At 39.6% G+C, this 18,609-nt stretch carries 21 protein-coding genes and 1 other RNA gene; 11 read left to right on the top strand and 11 right to left on the bottom strand.

All coding sequences use genetic code 11. From position 1 onward, the window contains the following. The first annotated feature begins 186 nt into the window (after positions 1 to 186). Both M2419_RS19010 and rsmG read left to right on the top strand, forming a co-directional pair. Positions 187 to 1,329 carry a glycosyltransferase gene (locus M2419_RS19010; RefSeq protein ID WP_159730528.1) on the top strand — a complete coding sequence of 381 codons (1,143 nt, stop codon included), beginning with the start codon at positions 187 to 189 and terminating at the stop codon, positions 1,327 to 1,329. Positions 1,330 to 1,351: 22 nt separating this feature from the next. Further along, entirely contained in the window at positions 1,352 to 1,987 is a 636-nt protein-coding gene (gene rsmG, locus M2419_RS19005) for a 16S rRNA (guanine(527)-N(7))-methyltransferase RsmG (protein ID WP_153846044.1), read from the top strand. Here rsmG and M2419_RS19000 read toward each other — a convergent pair whose 3' ends face one another. Both M2419_RS19000 and M2419_RS18995 read right to left on the bottom strand, forming a co-directional pair. After that, entirely contained in the window at positions 1,988 to 2,578 is a 591-nt protein-coding gene (locus M2419_RS19000; RefSeq protein WP_153846045.1) for a hypothetical protein, read from the bottom strand. A gap of 75 nt (positions 2,579 to 2,653) precedes the next feature. Beyond that, complete coding sequence (locus M2419_RS18995; protein ID WP_120333516.1) at positions 2,654 to 2,887, bottom strand: hypothetical protein; 234 nt, start codon at positions 2,885 to 2,887, stop codon at positions 2,654 to 2,656. Between the two features lie 262 nt (positions 2,888 to 3,149). Between M2419_RS18995 and dprA the strand changes: the two genes are divergently transcribed. From dprA to accD, 5 genes are all read left to right on the top strand, one after another. After that, a complete protein-coding gene (gene dprA / locus M2419_RS18990) occupies positions 3,150 to 4,268 on the top strand; it encodes a DNA-processing protein DprA (protein ID WP_159730532.1) in 1,119 nt (372 codons plus the stop codon). Positions 4,269 to 4,355: 87 nt separating this feature from the next. Beyond that, on the top strand, positions 4,356 to 5,861 hold the full coding sequence (locus M2419_RS18985) for an MFS transporter (RefSeq protein WP_153846047.1): 1,506 nt from the start codon (positions 4,356 to 4,358) through the stop codon (positions 5,859 to 5,861). Then, complete coding sequence (locus tag M2419_RS18980) at positions 5,854 to 6,081, top strand: DUF6814 family protein (protein ID WP_075991056.1); 228 nt, start codon at positions 5,854 to 5,856, stop codon at positions 6,079 to 6,081. Before M2419_RS18985 ends, M2419_RS18980 begins: the two co-directional genes overlap by 8 nt. A gap of 305 nt (positions 6,082 to 6,386) precedes the next feature. Next, positions 6,387 to 6,484, top strand: an RNA gene (ffs, locus tag M2419_RS18975) — signal recognition particle sRNA small type. Positions 6,485 to 6,707: 223 nt separating this feature from the next. Further along, positions 6,708 to 7,550: an acetyl-CoA carboxylase, carboxyltransferase subunit beta gene (accD, locus tag M2419_RS18970; protein ID WP_088160245.1), complete on the top strand. Its 843-nt coding sequence runs from the start codon at positions 6,708 to 6,710 to the stop codon at positions 7,548 to 7,550. A 166-nt stretch (positions 7,551 to 7,716) separates the two neighbouring features. On the opposite strand, the gene M2419_RS18965 is transcribed toward accD, so the two are convergent. Further along, complete coding sequence (locus tag M2419_RS18965) at positions 7,717 to 8,052, bottom strand: hypothetical protein (protein WP_153846048.1); 336 nt, start codon at positions 8,050 to 8,052, stop codon at positions 7,717 to 7,719. Positions 8,053 to 8,240: 188 nt separating this feature from the next. On the opposite strand from M2419_RS18965, the gene M2419_RS18960 reads away from it, so the two are divergent. Together M2419_RS18960 and M2419_RS18955 are read left to right on the top strand one after the other, a co-directional pair. After that, positions 8,241 to 8,576, top strand: a complete 336-nt coding sequence (locus tag M2419_RS18960) for a MerR family transcriptional regulator (protein WP_046674120.1) — start codon at positions 8,241 to 8,243, stop codon at positions 8,574 to 8,576. A 327-nt stretch (positions 8,577 to 8,903) separates the two neighbouring features. Next, complete coding sequence (locus tag M2419_RS18955; RefSeq protein WP_120333520.1) at positions 8,904 to 9,212, top strand: cupin domain-containing protein; 309 nt, start codon at positions 8,904 to 8,906, stop codon at positions 9,210 to 9,212. Between the two features lie 17 nt (positions 9,213 to 9,229). On the opposite strand, the gene M2419_RS18950 is transcribed toward M2419_RS18955, so the two are convergent. Continuing rightward, positions 9,230 to 9,724 carry a metallophosphoesterase gene (locus tag M2419_RS18950; protein WP_153846049.1) on the bottom strand — a complete coding sequence of 165 codons (495 nt, stop codon included), beginning with the start codon at positions 9,722 to 9,724 and terminating at the stop codon, positions 9,230 to 9,232. A 3-nt stretch (positions 9,725 to 9,727) separates the two neighbouring features. Continuing rightward, positions 9,728 to 10,435: a tRNA1(Val) (adenine(37)-N6)-methyltransferase gene (locus M2419_RS18945; RefSeq protein WP_153846050.1), complete on the bottom strand. Its 708-nt coding sequence runs from the start codon at positions 10,433 to 10,435 to the stop codon at positions 9,728 to 9,730. A 97-nt stretch (positions 10,436 to 10,532) separates the two neighbouring features. On the opposite strand from M2419_RS18945, the gene M2419_RS18940 reads away from it, so the two are divergent. Continuing rightward, positions 10,533 to 11,690 carry a hypothetical protein gene (locus M2419_RS18940; protein ID WP_153846051.1) on the top strand — a complete coding sequence of 386 codons (1,158 nt, stop codon included), beginning with the start codon at positions 10,533 to 10,535 and terminating at the stop codon, positions 11,688 to 11,690. A 204-nt stretch (positions 11,691 to 11,894) separates the two neighbouring features. On the opposite strand, the gene mutS is transcribed toward M2419_RS18940, so the two are convergent. After that, positions 11,895 to 14,501 carry a DNA mismatch repair protein MutS gene (gene mutS / locus M2419_RS18935; protein ID WP_153846052.1) on the bottom strand — a complete coding sequence of 869 codons (2,607 nt, stop codon included), beginning with the start codon at positions 14,499 to 14,501 and terminating at the stop codon, positions 11,895 to 11,897. Between the two features lie 137 nt (positions 14,502 to 14,638). Between mutS and mtgA the strand changes: the two genes are divergently transcribed. Continuing rightward, the gene (mtgA, locus tag M2419_RS18930; RefSeq protein ID WP_153846053.1) at positions 14,639 to 15,403 is read left to right on the top strand and encodes a monofunctional biosynthetic peptidoglycan transglycosylase; all 765 of its coding nucleotides are present in this window, start codon (positions 14,639 to 14,641) and stop codon (positions 15,401 to 15,403) included. A gap of 114 nt (positions 15,404 to 15,517) precedes the next feature. Here mtgA and M2419_RS18925 read toward each other — a convergent pair whose 3' ends face one another. The 5 genes from M2419_RS18925 to M2419_RS18905 all read right to left on the bottom strand — a co-directional run bounded on the left by M2419_RS18925 (position 15,518) and on the right by M2419_RS18905 (position 18,608). Further along, positions 15,518 to 15,973 carry an ABC transporter ATPase gene (locus tag M2419_RS18925; protein ID WP_153846054.1) on the bottom strand — a complete coding sequence of 152 codons (456 nt, stop codon included), beginning with the start codon at positions 15,971 to 15,973 and terminating at the stop codon, positions 15,518 to 15,520. 195 nt (positions 15,974 to 16,168) lie between these two features. Further along, complete coding sequence (locus tag M2419_RS18920) at positions 16,169 to 16,714, bottom strand: DUF420 domain-containing protein (protein ID WP_088160236.1); 546 nt, start codon at positions 16,712 to 16,714, stop codon at positions 16,169 to 16,171. Between the two features lie 7 nt (positions 16,715 to 16,721). Further along, entirely contained in the window at positions 16,722 to 17,450 is a 729-nt protein-coding gene (locus M2419_RS18915) for an SCO family protein (protein WP_153846055.1), read from the bottom strand. 9 nt (positions 17,451 to 17,459) lie between these two features. Next, positions 17,460 to 17,837, bottom strand: coding sequence for a cytochrome C oxidase subunit IV family protein (locus M2419_RS18910; protein ID WP_070563563.1), 378 nt, complete (start codon positions 17,835 to 17,837; stop codon positions 17,460 to 17,462). Positions 17,838 to 17,861: 24 nt separating this feature from the next. Continuing rightward, a complete protein-coding gene (locus M2419_RS18905; protein ID WP_153846056.1) occupies positions 17,862 to 18,608 on the bottom strand; it encodes a cytochrome c oxidase subunit 3 in 747 nt (248 codons plus the stop codon). Position 18,609 lies beyond the last annotated feature (1 nt).

Below are 18,609 nucleotides of genomic sequence, written 5' to 3'. Positions count from 1 at the left end.
CTCATTTTCAACTAGTTGCAACTTAAAAAGTCGTTATAGCTTTCCTAATTTCCACCCAAGCTCGGATTCATCCCTAGAATACGTTGCAAAAATACTATAAAAAGATTTGCAAACAGGATGTTTCAAAAATAAATTATCATTTTTCCCCTATAAAAAAGTTGCGGAAAGCACTTATCTTTGTGAGCTATGCTTGACCTTCACGTATTTTTGGCCAATCTTCCATATATTGCTTTCGGAGTATTGGGTCTTTTCCTATTGATACAATTGTACTACATCTTATTTGTATATAGTAAATTGAGTAGTTATCAAATTGAACCTGTACAAGAAGGAACTGAATTCCCACCGCTATCCGTTATTATTTGTGCGCACAATGAACAGGATAATATTCCTGAATTCCTTCCGAGTATACTGAATCAAGACTATCCCAATTTTGAAGTAATTGTTGTCAATGACTTCTCGACAGACAATACGCCTTGGATATTGCATGATTTCGAAGCAAAATATCCCCATTTAAAAATTGTGGATATCAAAGAGCATATTCGCTTGAAACATGGTAAAAAGTTTGCCGTTAGTATGGGTATCAAAGCATCAAAGCACCAGACACTGGTGTTTACCGATGCGGATTGTGCGCCACAATCCGATCAATGGCTCAAAGAAATTGCAGCAGCTTTCAGACCAGAAACAGAAATTGTACTAGGCTATTCTCCTTATTTTAAGAAAAAGAGCTTGCTAAATCTATTGATTCGATTTGAAACCAGCCATACCGCCATGAGTTATTTCTCCTATGCACTAAAGGGAGATGCCTATATGGGAGTAGGGCGTAACATGGCTTACAAAAAAGACCTTTTCTTTCGTAACAAAGGATTTGCTGCCCATATGCATATTAAATCGGGTGATGATGATCTATTTGTCAACCAAAATGCAAATCCGACCAACGTTAACATTGCACTGGCAGCCGAATCCATTGTCTATTCGGAACCCAAAGCGACCTGGAGGAGCTATTACAAGCAAAAAGCAAGACACTCAGGAGCCTCTACTATTTACAAAAAGCGACATCAGCGCATGCTGGGCACCCAGCTGGTATCGGCAGTCTTCTTTTACATAGCACTTATCGCAACAGCGATTGCCTTTCCAATGTACTGGTATGTTCCTGTTACAGCCTACCTGCTAAGGCTGATTGCACAATGGATAATATTTGCCAACATCTATAAAAAACTAGAAGTAAAGGAACTGATTTGGTGGCTGCCTTTGGTAGACTTCATCTACTATTTCTATATTTGCATCAATGGCATCTTCAGCAGAAAAAAGAAAAAAATAAGCTGGAAATAATTCACTTTTAAAACATGAAGCTTTGAATCCAACAGTTGATATCATCTATAACTATTTTCCAAAATTAACGGATATTCAAAAAGAACAGTTTGCAAAACTTGCCGACCTCTATACATTTTGGAATAGCCAAATCAATGTCATTTCACGTAAAGACATTGATAGCCTCTACCTGCACCATGTGTTACACTCGCTAGGTATCGCTAAATTTGTCCAAGAGCTCACGCCAGGAACACAAATTTTGGATGTGGGGACCGGAGGAGGCTTTCCAGGTATCCCAATGGCCATTATGTTTCCTGAAGTCAAATTCCATTTGGTCGATTCTATCGGCAAAAAAATTAAAGTCGTACGCGAAGTTGCGGCTGGGCTCGGTCTCCAAAATGTCGAAGCAGATCATATTCGCGCAGAACAACTCGACGACAAATATGATTTTGTCATATCACGTGCGGTGACAAGACTTGGAGAATTTACGCCTTGGATACAGAATAAATTCGCAAAAAAAGATAAAAACGGTATCCCTAATGGAATTCTTTACTTAAAAGGCGGAGATCTCTCCGAAGAGATCAAAGAATCTAAGCTCAAAGCAGAATTACACCCGCTTTCGGGTTACTTTAAAGAAGATTTCTTTGATACAAAATACCTGGTATACGTACCTATGTAGTTAAAGTTTGGCATTACCCATAGGAAACTGAAGTCGCCTATGGATAATGTCTACAGAATCGAGGTAGTTCGTTAAACACTTATGGATATAAGCGATCTTCTCATAACGATCATTCTCACGAAGCCACTTTAAGGAAGGCTCATAGTATATCCTAAATTTGCGCAAAGAATCTCCCGACAGCTTACTGTATTCCCCTGTCAAAGGATACCATTCCTCGCGAATCAGATCCTGTTGGTATTCTTTTTCAAACTGACGTTGAAGCTTCCTCGAATTTCGTCCCTTTCGACTGAATTTATTGTAAAGCTTGTTCAGATTAACAGCAATTCCCCCCTGATGAGGCAAGGTCACCATATTTTTCGTATCACCCCAGAAAAAGATCGACTTATACTCCTCCTTTTTTTCTTCCCATTTATCCGCTGCTGATTTACGTTTGATCGAAACAGTATCCAAACGTAAAGTATCGTTTTGACTTCCTTTTTTCCCAATGGTATCCTGATGATAAAATTCCGCTGGATGGGCAAAAAGTCCCTGCCGATAAAATGAAAAGTAGACACAGAAAAACAATAAAGATAGAAATCCGATACGTACCATATTTATAATTGATAAACCAAAATAACCAACTATAAATAAAATTAAAAAGTATTTAACTATCTTTAACTTAAGGAACTAAAGACCTAATTCCTTTTTAATTTCTAGGCCAATTAGATTGACTTCTTCATCCATACCGAACATAGGAAGTTCCGTTTCTGGATTCAGTTTCAACCAGTTTGTATCATTGTCTTTAATAATCTTTACGTATTCCACACCATCCTTAAAAATAACATACGTATCTTCTTCCTCAGGGAAAACAGAATAAACTATATCCCCCAATTCGATATCAAAAGGTTCTTTCATTTCCATAGTTAAAATATCATTAATCGTTCAAAGTTACCAATTCCTCTTCTTTCTTTCCAAAATTGACCAATATTTCATCCCACGCGATCTCAAATAAGCTCGGGAAAATTGCATTCATTCCATAACAATCCGCGGGTATTCCAGCAAGCACGTGATCTCCTCCGATTAAGAACTTCGCAATTCTACTAAAAATACAAGAAGCCTGAGCAATTCTAACAAAAAGTACGACAGCTAGTTATATTTTTCATATATTTAGATAAACCCAATTATGAAACTAATTTATCCCATAGCTTTGACGAAAATCAAGGGGATTGGCCCTAGAACAGCGCGTCACATCATTGACCAAGGTCACGATTTAGCGGACTTATTTGCGTACTCAAAAAAAGATTTGATGCAAATTCTTGGGATACGTGAGCCAATCGCCGAAGCAATATACAATAAAAGCTATATGTCCGCCTGTGAAAAAGAACTCGCTTTTATCGAAAAACATCAGATACAAGCGTTATGGCTGGAAGACGAAAATTACCCCAAAAGGCTGCGGCAATGTGAAGACGCTCCGCTTGTTGTCTATTATAAAGGGAACCAACCACTCAACAGCGCAAAAGTTATTAGTATCGTTGGCACTAGACATGCGACCTATTATGGCCAGAAAATATGCGAAGATTTGCTAGAAGCCATGAATTGTACCAAAGACACCTTAATTGTTAGTGGTCTTGCTTATGGTATTGACGCTTTAGCACATCGCAACGCACTAAAAAATAATATTCCAACCGTTGCTGTATTAGGGCATGGTCTCGATCGAATTTACCCTGCATCTCATCGCGAACTTGCCACAAAAATGCTAGACCAAGGCGGTTTATTGACAGAATTTACATCCAACACATTACCTGAGCGCAGTAACTTTCCTATGCGCAATCGCATCATAGCCGGTATGGCAGATGTCACCATTGTCGTAGAAGCTGCAATTAAAGGGGGCGCATTAATTACCGCTGAAATTGCCAACAGCTACAATCGCGATGTATGCGCCTTTCCAGGAGCCGTTTATGAAAAAAGTTCTGAAGGCACAAACTACCTCATCAAAACCAACCGTGCTCATATGATTAGAGGTCTTCAGGATCTCGAATACCTCATGAATTGGGAAATCAGCACAAAAGCCGTTGACCAACAGCTTAGCCTTCCTTTGACACTGACAAAAGACCAACAGCTCCTTTTTACACTCATTCAGCAAAAGGGTCAATTAGAAATAGACCACATGATTGACCTCACAAAATGGCCACAAAGTAAATTGGCCTTAATTCTATTGGAACTTGAAATGCAGTCACTCATTCACGCCCTACCCGGAAAACGGTATAAAACTGCCGGACAGACGGAAATTCAAAAAAATTAGCTCATTTCATAGCATGCACCAGCGCCGAAATGCTATTCGAAGCACAATAAAAATTCACCATTATACCCAACCAAAAACCAAGAATTAATGAACGAAAACAATACAAAAAGTATCTGGAAAGTCATCGGAGCCTCCTCCATGGGAACACTAATCGAATGGTATGACTTTTTCATTTTTGGCAGCCTATCCATTGTAATTTCCACCAAATTCTTTCCGGCAGAAAATCCAACAGCGGCTTTTCTTTCAACCCTAGCCACATTTGCCGCAGGGTTTGTTGTCCGACCATTTGGCGCCCTATTTTTTGGGCGACTAGGTGATATTATCGGTCGAAAATATACGTTTATGGTTACTTTAATGCTCATGGGCGGAGCAACATTTCTCATAGGTTGTATCCCCAGCTATGAAAGTATTGGTTTTTGGGCACCGCTGCTCGTGTTGATCCTTCGTCTCTTGCAAGGTCTTGCCCTAGGAGGAGAATATGGAGGTGCAGCAACTTACGTCGCCGAACATGCCCCATTGGGCCAGCGGGGCTATTGGACATCATGGATACAAACAACAGCTACTTTTGGCCTTTTCATATCACTCGTTGTCATCCTCCTGACCAAAGGCTTTCTCAGTGAATCACAATTTGATTCTTGGGGATGGCGGGTTCCTTTCCTCCTATCTTTAGTCATGGTATATGTTTCCTATCTTATTCGTAAGAAGATGAAGGAATCACCCGAATTTAGCAAGGCCAAAGCGGAAGGAAAAACAAGTACAAATCCGCTAAAAGAAAGCTTTGGCAACCGCTACAATCTCAAATTTGTGCTGCTCGCACTTTTTGGTGCAGCCATGGGACAGGGCGTTGTTTGGTACACCGGACAGTTTTACTCGATGAGTTTCATGAAAACGGTCATGCACCTTCAATCTGACCAGGCCGATACCATCCTCGGCATCGCATTACTCTTGGGAACTCCATTTTTTGTCGTATTTGGGTGGCTAAGTGACAAAATTGGACGAAAATGGATTATGCTCGGTGGGATGTTACTTGCCGTATTGACTTACCGCCCGATTTACGAATCCATGTACCAACTTTCTAATGCAGAACAGAAAGTCAAGGTGAACGAAACAACGGAGTTCCCCCGCGGGCCGCAATCAACGGAAATCATTTCGATCACCAAGACTCAATATGAGGACCAGACAGAAGTTACAAGAACCAGCATGATACATCAATCAGGAAAACTCAAAGGACAGCCAATGACCAAAACCACAGTCCATCTTGCAGGCAAGAACTATATGCTGCTCGTCCTGCTGATCTTTATACAAGTGATTTATATTACAATGGTGTACGGGCCCATCGCGGCATTTCTTGTTGAACTATTCCCTGTAAAGATCCGGTACACATCCATGTCCTTACCCTATCATGTTGGAAATGGAATATTCGGCGGCCTCCTTCCTGCGGTATCGACATACTTAACGACAAATGCTGAAGCATCCAATACCCCGCAATTCTATCTTGCAGGTTTGTGGTACCCTATTATCATTGCCATTGTATGTTTTATCATTGGAAGTATTTATATCAACAACAAATCAACTCCCGCAACACATGAATAATCTCAAAAAATTCCTCGGCATACTTTGGATCGTTTTAGCATTGTTTACTGCTTATTTCTCCATTTTTGAACTGGCCCTGCCAAAGATTTCAACGGGACATCAGGAAGATCTGGTATTTGGCATCATTATCCTGTGCATCTTGACCCCTATAATCTCCATTGGACTCGGCTTATTTGGCTATTATTCCCTATTGGGCGAATACAATCAAGAAAAAATGTAGTCCAAAAAATGAGATCGACTTTGAATAAGGGAAATTAGACTATTCAGCCTCTTCAAAGTCGATCTCCTATACGCCAGATTATTCTACTTCCGACGTTTTCAAAAGACCGATTACGGCCAATGGACTTCGTCAAGCACTTAATTTACGCCATTTTTAGCGGGTTTACACAGATACCAACTATATTTCACCATAAAATAGTACCACGAGCAGCTACTAAATACAATTTATTACAATGATAATCAGCAGCATAAGATAAAATAGCATTTTTTCTTTCCTAAAACTGTTTTTTTTTCTACTTTTGTGGCGGGTAAGTCTTCTACGACCAGCTCCCATTGACTCCCCCAGGTTGGGAACAAAGCAAGGGTATTTGGTTGAGCGGTGCGATAGGAGTAGCTTACCCTTTTTTTATGCCCATTTTTTTTGACTAATCCTCCGGTCCAAAATTCAATTCTAACCTAATAATCAGCTAAATATCTTATATATCCCAATTGTTACCCGCATTTCCCCTATTTATAGAAGCCCTGTTACACAAGGAGTTTTAATCGCTTGGCATGTACATTCAACACAATTATAATTGTATATAAAAGCAAATTTATATAAGTTTGTAATCGAATAAGAACTATCGTATGAGTTGGTTTAAAAGAGAAAAAGCTGGTATTAGCACAGCTACCGCTAATAAAAAAGAAGCACCTGATGGTATGTGGAACAAATGTCCCACATGTAAAAAACCATTGTTGCATCTTGAACAAGTAGAAAACGACTATGTTTGTCAATATTGTGGGCACCACTTAAGAATTGGCTCCAAAGAATATTTTTCAATTTTATTTGACAATAACGAATTTACAGAACTATTTCCTAATCTAAATTCTGGCGATCCATTAGAATTTTTCGATTCAAAGCCATACCCTGAGCGTTTAAAGGAAAGTCAAGCCAAAACAGGCCTGAAAGATGCTTTACGTTCTGGCCATGGAAAAATGAATGGTCAAGACATCGTTATTGCTTGTATGGACTTTAGTTTCATCGGCGGATCAATGGGATCTGTCGTTGGTGAAAAAATCGCACGTTCCATAGATTACTGTATTGAGCATAAAATTCCATTTATGCTAATCTCCAAATCAGGAGGTGCACGTATGATGGAAGCCGCATTTTCATTGATGCAAATGGCTAAAACTTCGGCTAAATTAGCATTATTGGCAAAGGCAGGACTTCCTTACGTTTGTTTATTGACAGACCCTACCACCGGAGGAGTTACAGCATCTTACGCGATGTTAGGTGATGTAAATATCGCAGAACCGGGAGCATTAATCGGATTTGCAGGACCACGTGTCATTAAAGAAACAATCAAAAAGGATCTTCCAAAAGGATTCCAGACTTCAGAATTTGTTCTTGAGCATGGATTTTTGGATTTCATTGTCGACCGTAGACAGTTAAAAAACAAAGTAGCTACTTATCTTAAATTAGTGGGATAATCATCCTCAAAATAAAATAGAAAGCGGTGCCAAGAATATTCTTGGCACCGCTTTCTATTTTGAAGGTATCTCTTTTATCCGCTAGAAAGCATCTTCAATTCATCTCATAATTGTTGTGCCTGCGACCTTATGACGGTTTTATAACAGGGTTGAATAGACCATCCTTTTAAAGATATCGCCAAAAAGCCCATATTTTTCTTTTGGACAAATAATCCGTTTCGCCCTCCCTGTCATACGCTTCCCGCTCAAAAGAAATACGCCGGTAAGCTTTATCAAAATCTCTTAATTGAATAAAATGAACGGCAAATTCAATGAGATACCATATATAGAAAAAGAGAATACCTAATTCAAGCGCCTGTCGCAAATGTATACGCTCATGACGAATCAAGTCGTCCTGCTGTTTAAAGACGGTATTTTTCAGAAAGATAAAAGGATAAATAGTAATTGCATTGGCTTTTCCAAAAGAGAAGAAATTCGTCCAAAATTTACTAACTATAATCATATATGATGTCTAGACCGTTTTCAAACTAGTCAAACTTAGAAAAATTTACCTTTATACACAATTATTGTTGGCCTCTCATGAATTGCACGATATCCCTCTCAGTCAGTCCCTGATCAGATAAGAGATCGCAAAAATTTCTTTTTGAATTGGAATTTTTATTAAGTTTGCTATAGATTAATCGTGAAGATATGCCGTACAAAGAGCGTGAAATAAATAAATTGTATTATACAATGGGAGAAGTTACAGAAATGTTTGATGTAAATGCGTCCCAAATACGTTTTTATGAGCGTGAATTTGACATTCTACAACCTAAGAAAAATAAAAAGGGTAATCGCTTATTTACGCAAGAAGATATTGCCAATTTAAAGATCATCTTCAATTTGGTTAAAGATAAAGGTTATACACTACAGGGAGCACGTGATTACCTGCGTGACAACAAATCTGAGGCAAAAGAAAATCAACGTGTTGTAGATTCATTGGAGCGGTTGAAGAACTTTCTTCTTGAAGTTCGTGATTCACTATAGTACCTGAGAACTTCTTTTTAAAACTCCTGCAATAGGAAACTTTCCATCGTTTTGACCAACTTCTTCCCGTCTATCCGAGGAGGAAATTCGTTCGATTTATAGAAGAAATAAGATAACGAGCTGACACATTTTACAGCTGAAAATCATATATTTATTTTAATATCAGTAATAGCGTTATTTTATAAATATAGCCATGAAAATTGTGCTAAAAAAAATATATGATACAGCCCCCCATCACCTTACATACCCACGCCCTGATCTTACAGACCTATTTACAGGACCTTTATCAAAAATATATTAGCAACAACAGATAATAGCACAATGACCATGCAGACAGCATCTATTTTTCAAAACGTCACATTTCAGGACAAAAAACCCAAAATGGACCTCCTGCTAGAAACAAATGGCAGCAAAGAATATCGCTTGGCTTTTGCAGAAGGGCAATATCTAAAGGAGCATAAAACAGCTGCATCAATTATTGTAGAAATTGTCGAAGGCAATATTGATTTTGGCGTTAACGGAAGCAAAATCAGTCTAACAAAAGGCATGTTAGTGACATTAGAGCCGAATGTACCGCACGATCTCTTTGCCATTACCCAAAGTATCGTCCGGCTGTCTATTCACAAAAAAGACTAAAGAAGAGTCTAGGTGACTTAACGGTCTTTGAGTTCAATAACCTCCAGGTTCTCAATTTTATCTTTATTGATATCAAACCGCATTAATGTCCTTACTTTGTGCCAGCCCTGCTTACCTGCCGCCCCAGGGTTGAGATGGAGACAATGAATCTTAGGGTCGAAGATAACCTTTAGAATATGTGAATGTCCAGTAATAAATAATTTAGGCGGATTTTTCATCAATTCCCCTTTTATGCGTGCAGCATATTTCCCTGGATAACCACCAATATGTGTCATAAAGACGTCCACTTCCTCACACCTAAACCTCAAATCTTCTGGAAATTGTAAACGAATTTCCTGACCATCAATGTTTCCGTATACGCCGCGCAGTGGTTTAAAAGCTGCTAACCGATCCGCAACATCAGGATCACCAAAATCGCCCACATGCCATATCTCGTCGCAGGCTGCAAAATGAGTAAATACAGCGTCATCTAAAAAAGAATGTGTATCTGAGAGTAATCCGATCTTTGTCATCACTTAAAAAGCTAAAAAATAAGGTGCCAAGGCATTTCGATAAGCTTCTGAATAAATACCCTTGGCGGCATAAATAACAAACGTACGTTGAGCGAGCAGTTCGACAGGTAAGCGTTCAAATGTAACGATTTTCCGAATGGCCGATTCCCCTTCAAAGGAGCTTATTTGTACTTCACTGGAACAGTATAATTCCCTTTCTGCCGAAATTTTAGTCAACGTTTCCGCTAATGCCGTTGGAACGATCAGCACTAATTTTCCCCGATCCGATAAGCGTAAAGCAGCGAAATCCAACAGTTCAGCAAAAAAATCCAGATCGGTATGTCGCGCCAGCTTCTTGCGTTCATCAGGGTTATGTAAGGAATCTGTATAAAAGGGTGGATTTGATACGATCAGATCATAATGCCATTGTACATCCATTTGTTGAAAGGAGGTAGCATGCAGCTCTAAACGTTCCTGGAAAATGGAGTTACGGAAGTTTCTATCAGCCATCGCTGCAGCCAAAGGGTCAATTTCGACAGCCTCTACCCTACTGTCTACGAGCCGTTGAGCCAACATCAATGCAATGACACCCGTACCTGTACCTACATCCAGTACCCGGTCCACAGGTTCTACTTCCAGCAAGGAAGCCAGCAGTACGCCATCTGTGTTAATTTTCATTGCACAGTCAGACTGATCAACCTCAAACTGTTTAAACCGAAATATCGACGCCATACGTCAAAGATAAAACTTTTAGAACCTTTGGTACAAACAAACCAGTGTATCCTGCAATTTATTTGCTAATTTAGTCAGCAACAAATCTATATAAGCCATGAATATCCGTCAGCTTGCTCTTATGATATTGATCATCATTGGTGTGCTTCCTACAAAACTATTGCATGCACAAGAGAATTGTGACCGGCATACAGCTGAAATACTTCCCTTATTGACAAAAACATTGAACAACAATGACTTTGACAAAATTGATCCTTTACTCAATAGCATACAAGCTAGCTGTGGTACCAACGAGTTTGTACAGCGTTTACGTATTCTTATATACATCATTGAAAAAAAGAATACCACAACAGAGATCAAACATTATGTAGACAATCAATTCGATAAAAATTTTCTACAGAGACTGAATGCGGCAGACCAGGACGATTTTTCAACACAATACGAACAGCATAAGGAAAAATACAATTTTGTGCCATTAAGGCATCCCCTGGACGGCCTGATAAAAGTAAGAGCCAAAGCCCTTCTTGCTTCCGATAGTTATACGCTAACCGATCAGGAAAAAGATATTTTACAGCTTTTTTCAGATACTGAAGTTGCCAGTACCGTACAAGACCGACAAGCTAACGAACAAGATAATCAACAGCGGTTTCCAGCCCCCAAAGTGTACAGAGATAGACAGAAAGCCAAACTGGGCTATGTTCCGTCAATCGGTGTAGTCACCCCACTTGGCGGAGCCAACAAAATTTTCGGAACCAACATAAACTTTGGATTTATGCTGATGAGCTCGCTGGAAAGAAAATTTATTTTCGAAGGTGGCTTCAAGGTGCGCATCAACTCAAACGACCGCAATATTGATTACAATTACGAGGGCTCCAATGTTTCGGTCAATTCTTCAGCGACCGCATTTATGGGCGGTACTGTAGGTTACAAAGTTTTTGACAACGACAAATTTATACTGATTCCAAAAGGTATTCTTGGCATAGATATTACAGATACCGGCATTACAGAAAGTGCTTATTCCTCTGGTTATTATGATCCGGATGGTTATTATTATGATGGTGGGTACACCGATCGTATGGTAACCATCAATAATGTGCACCTAGGACTTGGTCTCGCATCCCTATTTCGCATGAAAAACCAAAAGTACATTGGTTTCGAACTCGGCTATCATTACACGCCTTATGATGCAAGCAGCAAGGTATTGATCCCGATACAGGCAAATTACGGAAGCTTGGAGCTATTCTTCAGATTTTAAGCAAATAGCCCTCAAAAACCTGATGACTTCGCAGACACCAACAGTAATAAAAGCGAGCTGAAGGTTCTTTCTGACCAATAAGATCAGACACTTTCAGAAAAAAAATACGCCAGATGATGTCTGTATTAAAAAACATCATCTGGCGTATGTAAATCGAAAAAACAAATTCCGCTTGAGAGCAAGTGTCCAAGCCCAAAGGAAGATTTAATTCTTTAAAAGGCGTTGTATCTCATCCAATTTCATTAATGCTTCAACCGGAGTAAGCGAATTAACATCCAGATTATTCAGCATATCCCTGATCTTATTCAAGACAGGATCATCGATAGAAAACATCTGCAATTGGTAGGCCTGCTTCTGGATTTTGCGCATGCTATCTTTAATCTGCTCTCCACCTGTACGCTCCTGCTCCAGCCTTTTCAAGATTTGATTAGCCCGATTAAGCAACTTTTGCGGCATTCCAGCGAGCTTTGCCACATGGATTCCGAAACTATGCTCTGAGCCTCCTGGAACAAGTTTACGTAAGAAAATAACTTTGTTATTAACCTCCTTCACCGTTACATTATAGTTTTTTATACGATCCAGCGAAGTAGTCAGCTCGTTTAATTCATGGTAATGCGTGGCAAACAAGGTTTTTGCCTTAGCAGCAGGATGATTATGTAAAAACTCGGCAATAGCCCAGGCAATAGAAATACCGTCATAAGTACTTGTACCACGACCGATTTCATCCAAAAGAATAAGACTGCGGTCCGATAGATTATTCATGATGCTCGCGGTTTCATTCATCTCCACCATAAACGTAGATTCCCCCGAAGAAAGATTGTCCGAAGCACCTACACGGGTGAAAATTTTGTCAACCAGGCCAATCTTAGCCTCTTTTGCCGGAACGAAGCAACCAATTTGCGCCATTAGCACGATCAATCCAGTCTGACGGAGCAATGCAGATTTACCCGCCATGTTAGGGCCCGTAATAATAATAATCTGCTGTGTTTTCGGATCTAAAAAAGTATCATTGGTAATATAATCCTCACCTATTGGCAGGTTTCTTTCAATGACAGGGTGTCTTCCACCTTTAATATCCAAAATCTTGCTCTCACTGACTTCGGGTTTTACATAATAGTTTTTCTCCGCTACAACAGCAAAGTTAAGCAGTACATCCAACTTAGCTATGAGCTGGGCGTTGAGCTGAATAGGTTTGATGTATTCAGCAATGGCAACCAATAGCTCAGCATATAATCTATTCTCAAGCGCTTGGATCTTCTCCTCAGCACCGAGAATCTGTTCTTCATATTCTTTAAGTTCCTCCGTAATGTAACGTTCAGCATTCACCAGTGTCTGTTTACGGATCCACGTCGTCGGAACCTTATCTTTGTGTGTATTAGTGACCTCCAGATAATAACCGAAAACATTATTGAACGCTATTTTTAAAGAAGGAATCCCTGTGAGCTCCGCTTCCCTTTTTTGGATCTCAAGCAGATAATCCTTGCCACCAAAAGCGATCTTGCGCAATCGATCCAATTCAGGGTCTACCCCTTCCGCGATTACACTCCCCTTATTGATTGCGACAGGAGGTTCCGCCTGAACCTGTTGCTCTATTTTTTCACGTATAACAGCACAAGCATCTAACTGATCTGAGATTGTCCGAAGAGCATCAGCATCTTTACGATCTGTAAGTTCCTTCAATTTCTCAATAGCATATAATGCGCGCTTCAATTGCACAATTTCCCGCGGATTCGCTTTTTGCAGTCCGATCTTGGAAATTAAACGTTCCAGATCTCCTACCTGCTTGATCTGACCAATCAGTTCATCCCGTAAATCACGGTTAGTGAAAAAGAAATCGACCACATTCAATCGCTCCTGAATACTCTTTTTGTCTTTCAGCGGCATCACGATCCAGCGCTTAAGCAGACGCGCTCCCATTGGACTGGATGTATGATCCAGTACATCGGATAGCGTAACCGCATTTTCATTCAACGATCCGATTAATTCCAAATTGCGAATCGTAAAACGATCCAGCCACATAAAACGGTCCTCTTCAATACGGGAAAGCGTAGAAATGTGTTGCAGATTACGATGCTCGGTTTCATTGAGGTAATGTAATGCTACACCAGCAGCAACAACTCCTGCTGTCATGCGGTCCACGCCAAATCCTTTCATCGAGGAGACTTCAAAATGCTTCAATAGCGTTTCAGTGGCATAATCACCCGTATAAGGCCACTCGTCAAGAAAATAGGTGTAATATTGTGATCCAAACTGCTCTGTAAAATCCTTGCTCTGTTTTTTGGAAAGAATAATTTCTCTCGGTTTAAAACCTTGAAGCAATTTATCGATATAGGCCACACTACCTTGAGCAACCAGAAATTCGCCTGTTGAAATATCGAGGAAAGAAATACCGATCCGCTCCTTTTCGATAAAAATTGATGCTAAATAATTATTCGATTTCTGTTGAACAATATTGTCACTGTAGGAGACTCCAGGCGTCACCAGCTCGGTCACACCGCGCTTAACGATTGTTTTTGTCGTCTTCGGATCCTCCAGCTGATCACAGATCGCCACCCGTTGGCCAGCACGCACCAGTTTCGGAAGATAGGTTTCCAGTGAATGATGGGGAAAACCAGCCAATGCAGTTTCCGATTCCGAGCCATTGCCACGCTTCGTCAAAACGATGCCCAAAATCTGGGCAGCTTTGATCGCATCCTCACCAAATGTCTCGTAAAAATCGCCAACACGGAACAACAACAACGCTCCAGGATACTTAATCTTGATCGCATTGTACTGTTGCATCAATGGGGTCACTTTCTTTTCTTTTGCCAACTTTTAAAATCAATTTTTATGAAGCGTAAAAATAGGATAATATCGTCGCTTTGGCAAACGATACACTCAACTTCTCGACAAAATCATTTCCATTAAACAAGAATATAAGCTAAGTTTGTATCCGAAAAAAATTAGTCATGGCCATCAAAAGATCTGGTAAACAAAATACGTCCAGCAAACAACAAAATACCTTCAAAAAAACATCCTTCAACCCATTGAGGTCCATAAAATCTCCTATCCTGCGCATTGTGACACGGGTAGTCCTCTATTTTATTGGTATTTCACTCTTTTGGGTCATTAGCCTGCGGTTTATTAATCCTCCCATCACTTGGTTGATGATTCAACGTGGGTTTGAGCTAAAAGAACAGGGCAAGGGATTTAAACTGGAAAAAAACTGGCTGGATTACGATGAACTTTCGGACAACCTAAAGTTAGCAGCCATCGCAGGAGAAGATGCTCACTTTATGACACACTGGGGGTTCGACATGCAAGGCATTCAGAATGCCATTAAAAAAAATGCACAGGGAAAGAAATTACGCGGCGGAAGTACAATCAGTCAGCAGGTAGCCAAAAATGTCTTTCTATGGCCTGGGCGCTCCTGGTTAAGAAAAGGCTTCGAGACCTATTTTACCATTCTTATCGAAACATTCTGGAGCAAGAAACGCATCCTTGAAGTTTATCTCAATGTGATTGAAATGGGACAGGGAGTTTATGGTGCCGATGCGGCAGCTTCGTATTACTTTAGCAAAACAGGCAGCAATCTTTCCAAAAAACAAGCCGCATTGATCATAGCCATATTGCCAAACCCAAGAGAATGGGATGCGCGTAACCCTTCTGCTTATGTCAATAGACGTGCAAATGCGATAGCAAAATATATGCATCATTATACTATTCCCGAATAAGCGAAACTATCGCTGTTCGGCGGATCGATCAGAAGAGAAGCAATACAGATCTATAGATCAAAAAGAAAGGCCATATGTAACTATGGCCTTTCTTATATAACATGGTTTTACAACCTATCTAAAAAGTCGTTTATGCCAGCTTTGATGGAAGGGTATTACCCAAGCGTCTTCCATTTGATGCTCATGGGTAATGGTATTATCAAATACTAAGGTATTATCGTTGATGGTACCGTCTGCCAATAACTTCTCAAATCCGTCACGGTTAACTACGCCTATTCCCTGATCCGCTTTATAAGCAAATTGCATTCGATCAAATAGTTGAATACCGTACTTGGATTCAACTCCTTTTAAAAATCGAACCGAACTATCAATAGAACAACCTGATGCAGCCGCGACTTCCTCGTCCACCTTAAGGATGATAAAAAGATTATCCCGCAATTCTGCGGAAGCAGAAAGTGGCTTTCCATGTACTTTCCACTGTTCAGCAAAAGCTTCAAGCTCAGTACCAATTTCTTGTCCCTCTGCCGCCGTTAATAGACGATCTGCCTGATAAATCCAAATACGCTTCATATGTGAATGATTTTTTACAGATCCATCTAGCCGATACGAATCAACTGATTAATCCTATACTGTTTATACTCCCAGATACATGGAATATAGTCTCCATCGCATCCAATTTCATTTAAATATTAAACCAGATTCAACAAATCGAATCCGGCGTGCCATTGTACTTGATCACAATACCCTGCCCCTCAACTCTTATCACTAACCAATATAATACGGAGAGATCATCAAATAAACGATCACCCCAGTAACAGCCACATAAAGCCACATGGGATAAGTGATACGGGCAAGCTTTTTGTGACGCTCATAAGAACCCGATATACCTCTAACAAATGTAAAGAGTACAAAAGGGATGATGATAATGGAAAGCAAAATATGCGTGATCAGGATAAAGAAATAGATCGGTCTCAAAATTCCCTCGCCGCCATATTTCGTTTCGATTGAAGTCATGTGATAAGCGACATACATCGCCAGAAAAGCTAAGGAACAAGCAATACACATTTTGATCAAACGCTCATGCAAGGGCTTATTGCCTTTTTTTATCGCAGCCACGGCCCAAAAAAGCAATACAGCTGTAATTCCATTGATAGCCGCGTAGATAGGAGGCAAAAATGTTAGCGGTTTTACATCATAACCCAGCTTTTGTAAATTCACCGTAAAAAGGATAGCAACCACTATCGGTATAACAATAGATAACAACCAAATCCATTTACTATACTTTTTTTCCTTGTTAAGACTCTCTTCCATGATATAATTACCTTTTTTGTTCTATTGTAGCTGGATGGTTTCGGATTTCCTCGACCAATAATAATTTAATTTCATCCTCAAGGCGGTCAACATCTGTTTTGACATTGATGTCATACATCCCTCTTATCCTTCCTTTTGTATCAAGTAAAAGATAATTAGACCCAATAATAAATGGTTTGCCGCCTTCATTGTTGACAAGTGCATCCTGCAGCAAACTTTCCTTGGCAAATTTAAAGATATCAACAGAAGGATCTGTCACAAAAAACCAAGATTTGGTCCAAGGTTTGTAAACTTTTGAGTATTTAGCTAACACTTCTGGTGTATCGTATGCCGTATCAACCGTAATTGAATACAAGCGAACCTTCTTATTCTGAATAAATCGATTAGCGATTTGATCTAAACGCTTAATCATTGTCCGCGATAATGAAGCATCTCTAGAGTACATCAGATGGACGACAGAAAGTGTTGTATCATTATCCAATAGATGCACTTTCTTGCCATCAAAATTCACAAAATCAACCGGGGGTACAGTATGGTAGATGGTATCGGGAATATCACGTCCCCATTTACGATGAGTGGTTCCCGGAACCTCTTTCTTCCCAAAAATTGGCAAAGAAGCGTAGCTATTCGAGCCACTTTTATTTAGTATAAAATATAAAAATCCTGGCAGTAAAAGAATTACAGCCAGGATCAATATAGTTTTAATACCTTTCTTTTGTCCAGTATTATTATCCATTCACTTTATCTATTTATTTGGAAATATTTGATGTTCTTGGAATGCAGAAGCTAAATGGCCTCCTTCAACTAGCATCAAAACAATAAAATAAATAATAAAAATAAAGACGATTCCTACAGTGACAATGAAGCTCGATTTCTCGAATTTCAAGTGCATAAAGAATGCAATGATATAATAAGCTTTAACTAAAGTAAGTATAATGTAAATTGAATTAACCAATACCCCTTTAGACAGAATTTGCCAGTGGTGAACGAAGCCTAATGCGATTAAGAACTCTAGGCAAGTAAGGGCCAAAAGTACTCCAAACACTCTCCATATAGCCTTTTTATCCAACCCACCTTCGTGAGCGTGCTCTCCGTGAGCGATATTATCTTGATATTGTGACATAGCTTTTGTAATTAAATTGTTTTACTAAACAAGGTAGAAAAGTGTAAACACGAATACCCACACTAAATCCACAAAGTGCCAATATAGACCTACTTTTTCAATCATTAAATATGACCCTCTTTTTTCAAAAGTATTATTTAAAGTCATGCACAAAATAATGATGTTCAAAATAATACCAACAGTTACGTGGAAACCGTGGAAACCAGTAATTGTAAAGAATAGGTTTGCAAACTGAAGTGCTGATGTATACGACACATCTCCCGTAAAGAAATGGCTCAATTTTTCAACAACATTTCCGCCTTCCATATGTGTAGCAATATCAGTAGCAGGATTACGTCCGAACCAAAAGCCTTCGTGGTGCAAATGCGTCCACTCTAATGCCTGACAACCAACGAAACAAAGACCACCTAAGATTGTCCATAACATCCATTTAACAACCTCATGCTTCGAATTACGATGTCCAGCTTCAACCGCCAACACCATAGTTACTGAAGACATAATCAAAATAAATGTCATCAAACCGACAAATACTAAGGGTTGTCCCCCGTCAGTAATTCCTGGAATAGATTGAAAAACCTTATCAGGATCCGGCCATACAGCGTGTGAAAATCGTTGTGCGCCATAATAAACCAAAAATGCAGAAAATGTGAAGGCATCCCCTACCAAGAAAAACCACATCATGATTTTTCCATACTCTAAGTTCCAAGGTGATTTTCCACCATTCCATGGACCAGTTTTTACCTTATCCAATTGCGATACTGTTGTACTCATT

This window comes from Sphingobacterium sp. BIGb0116, assembly GCF_024808035.1.
Taxonomy (GTDB): Bacteria; Bacteroidota; Bacteroidia; order Sphingobacteriales; family Sphingobacteriaceae; genus Sphingobacterium; species Sphingobacterium paramultivorum.
This window is presented reverse-complemented; position numbering and strand designations above follow the sequence as displayed.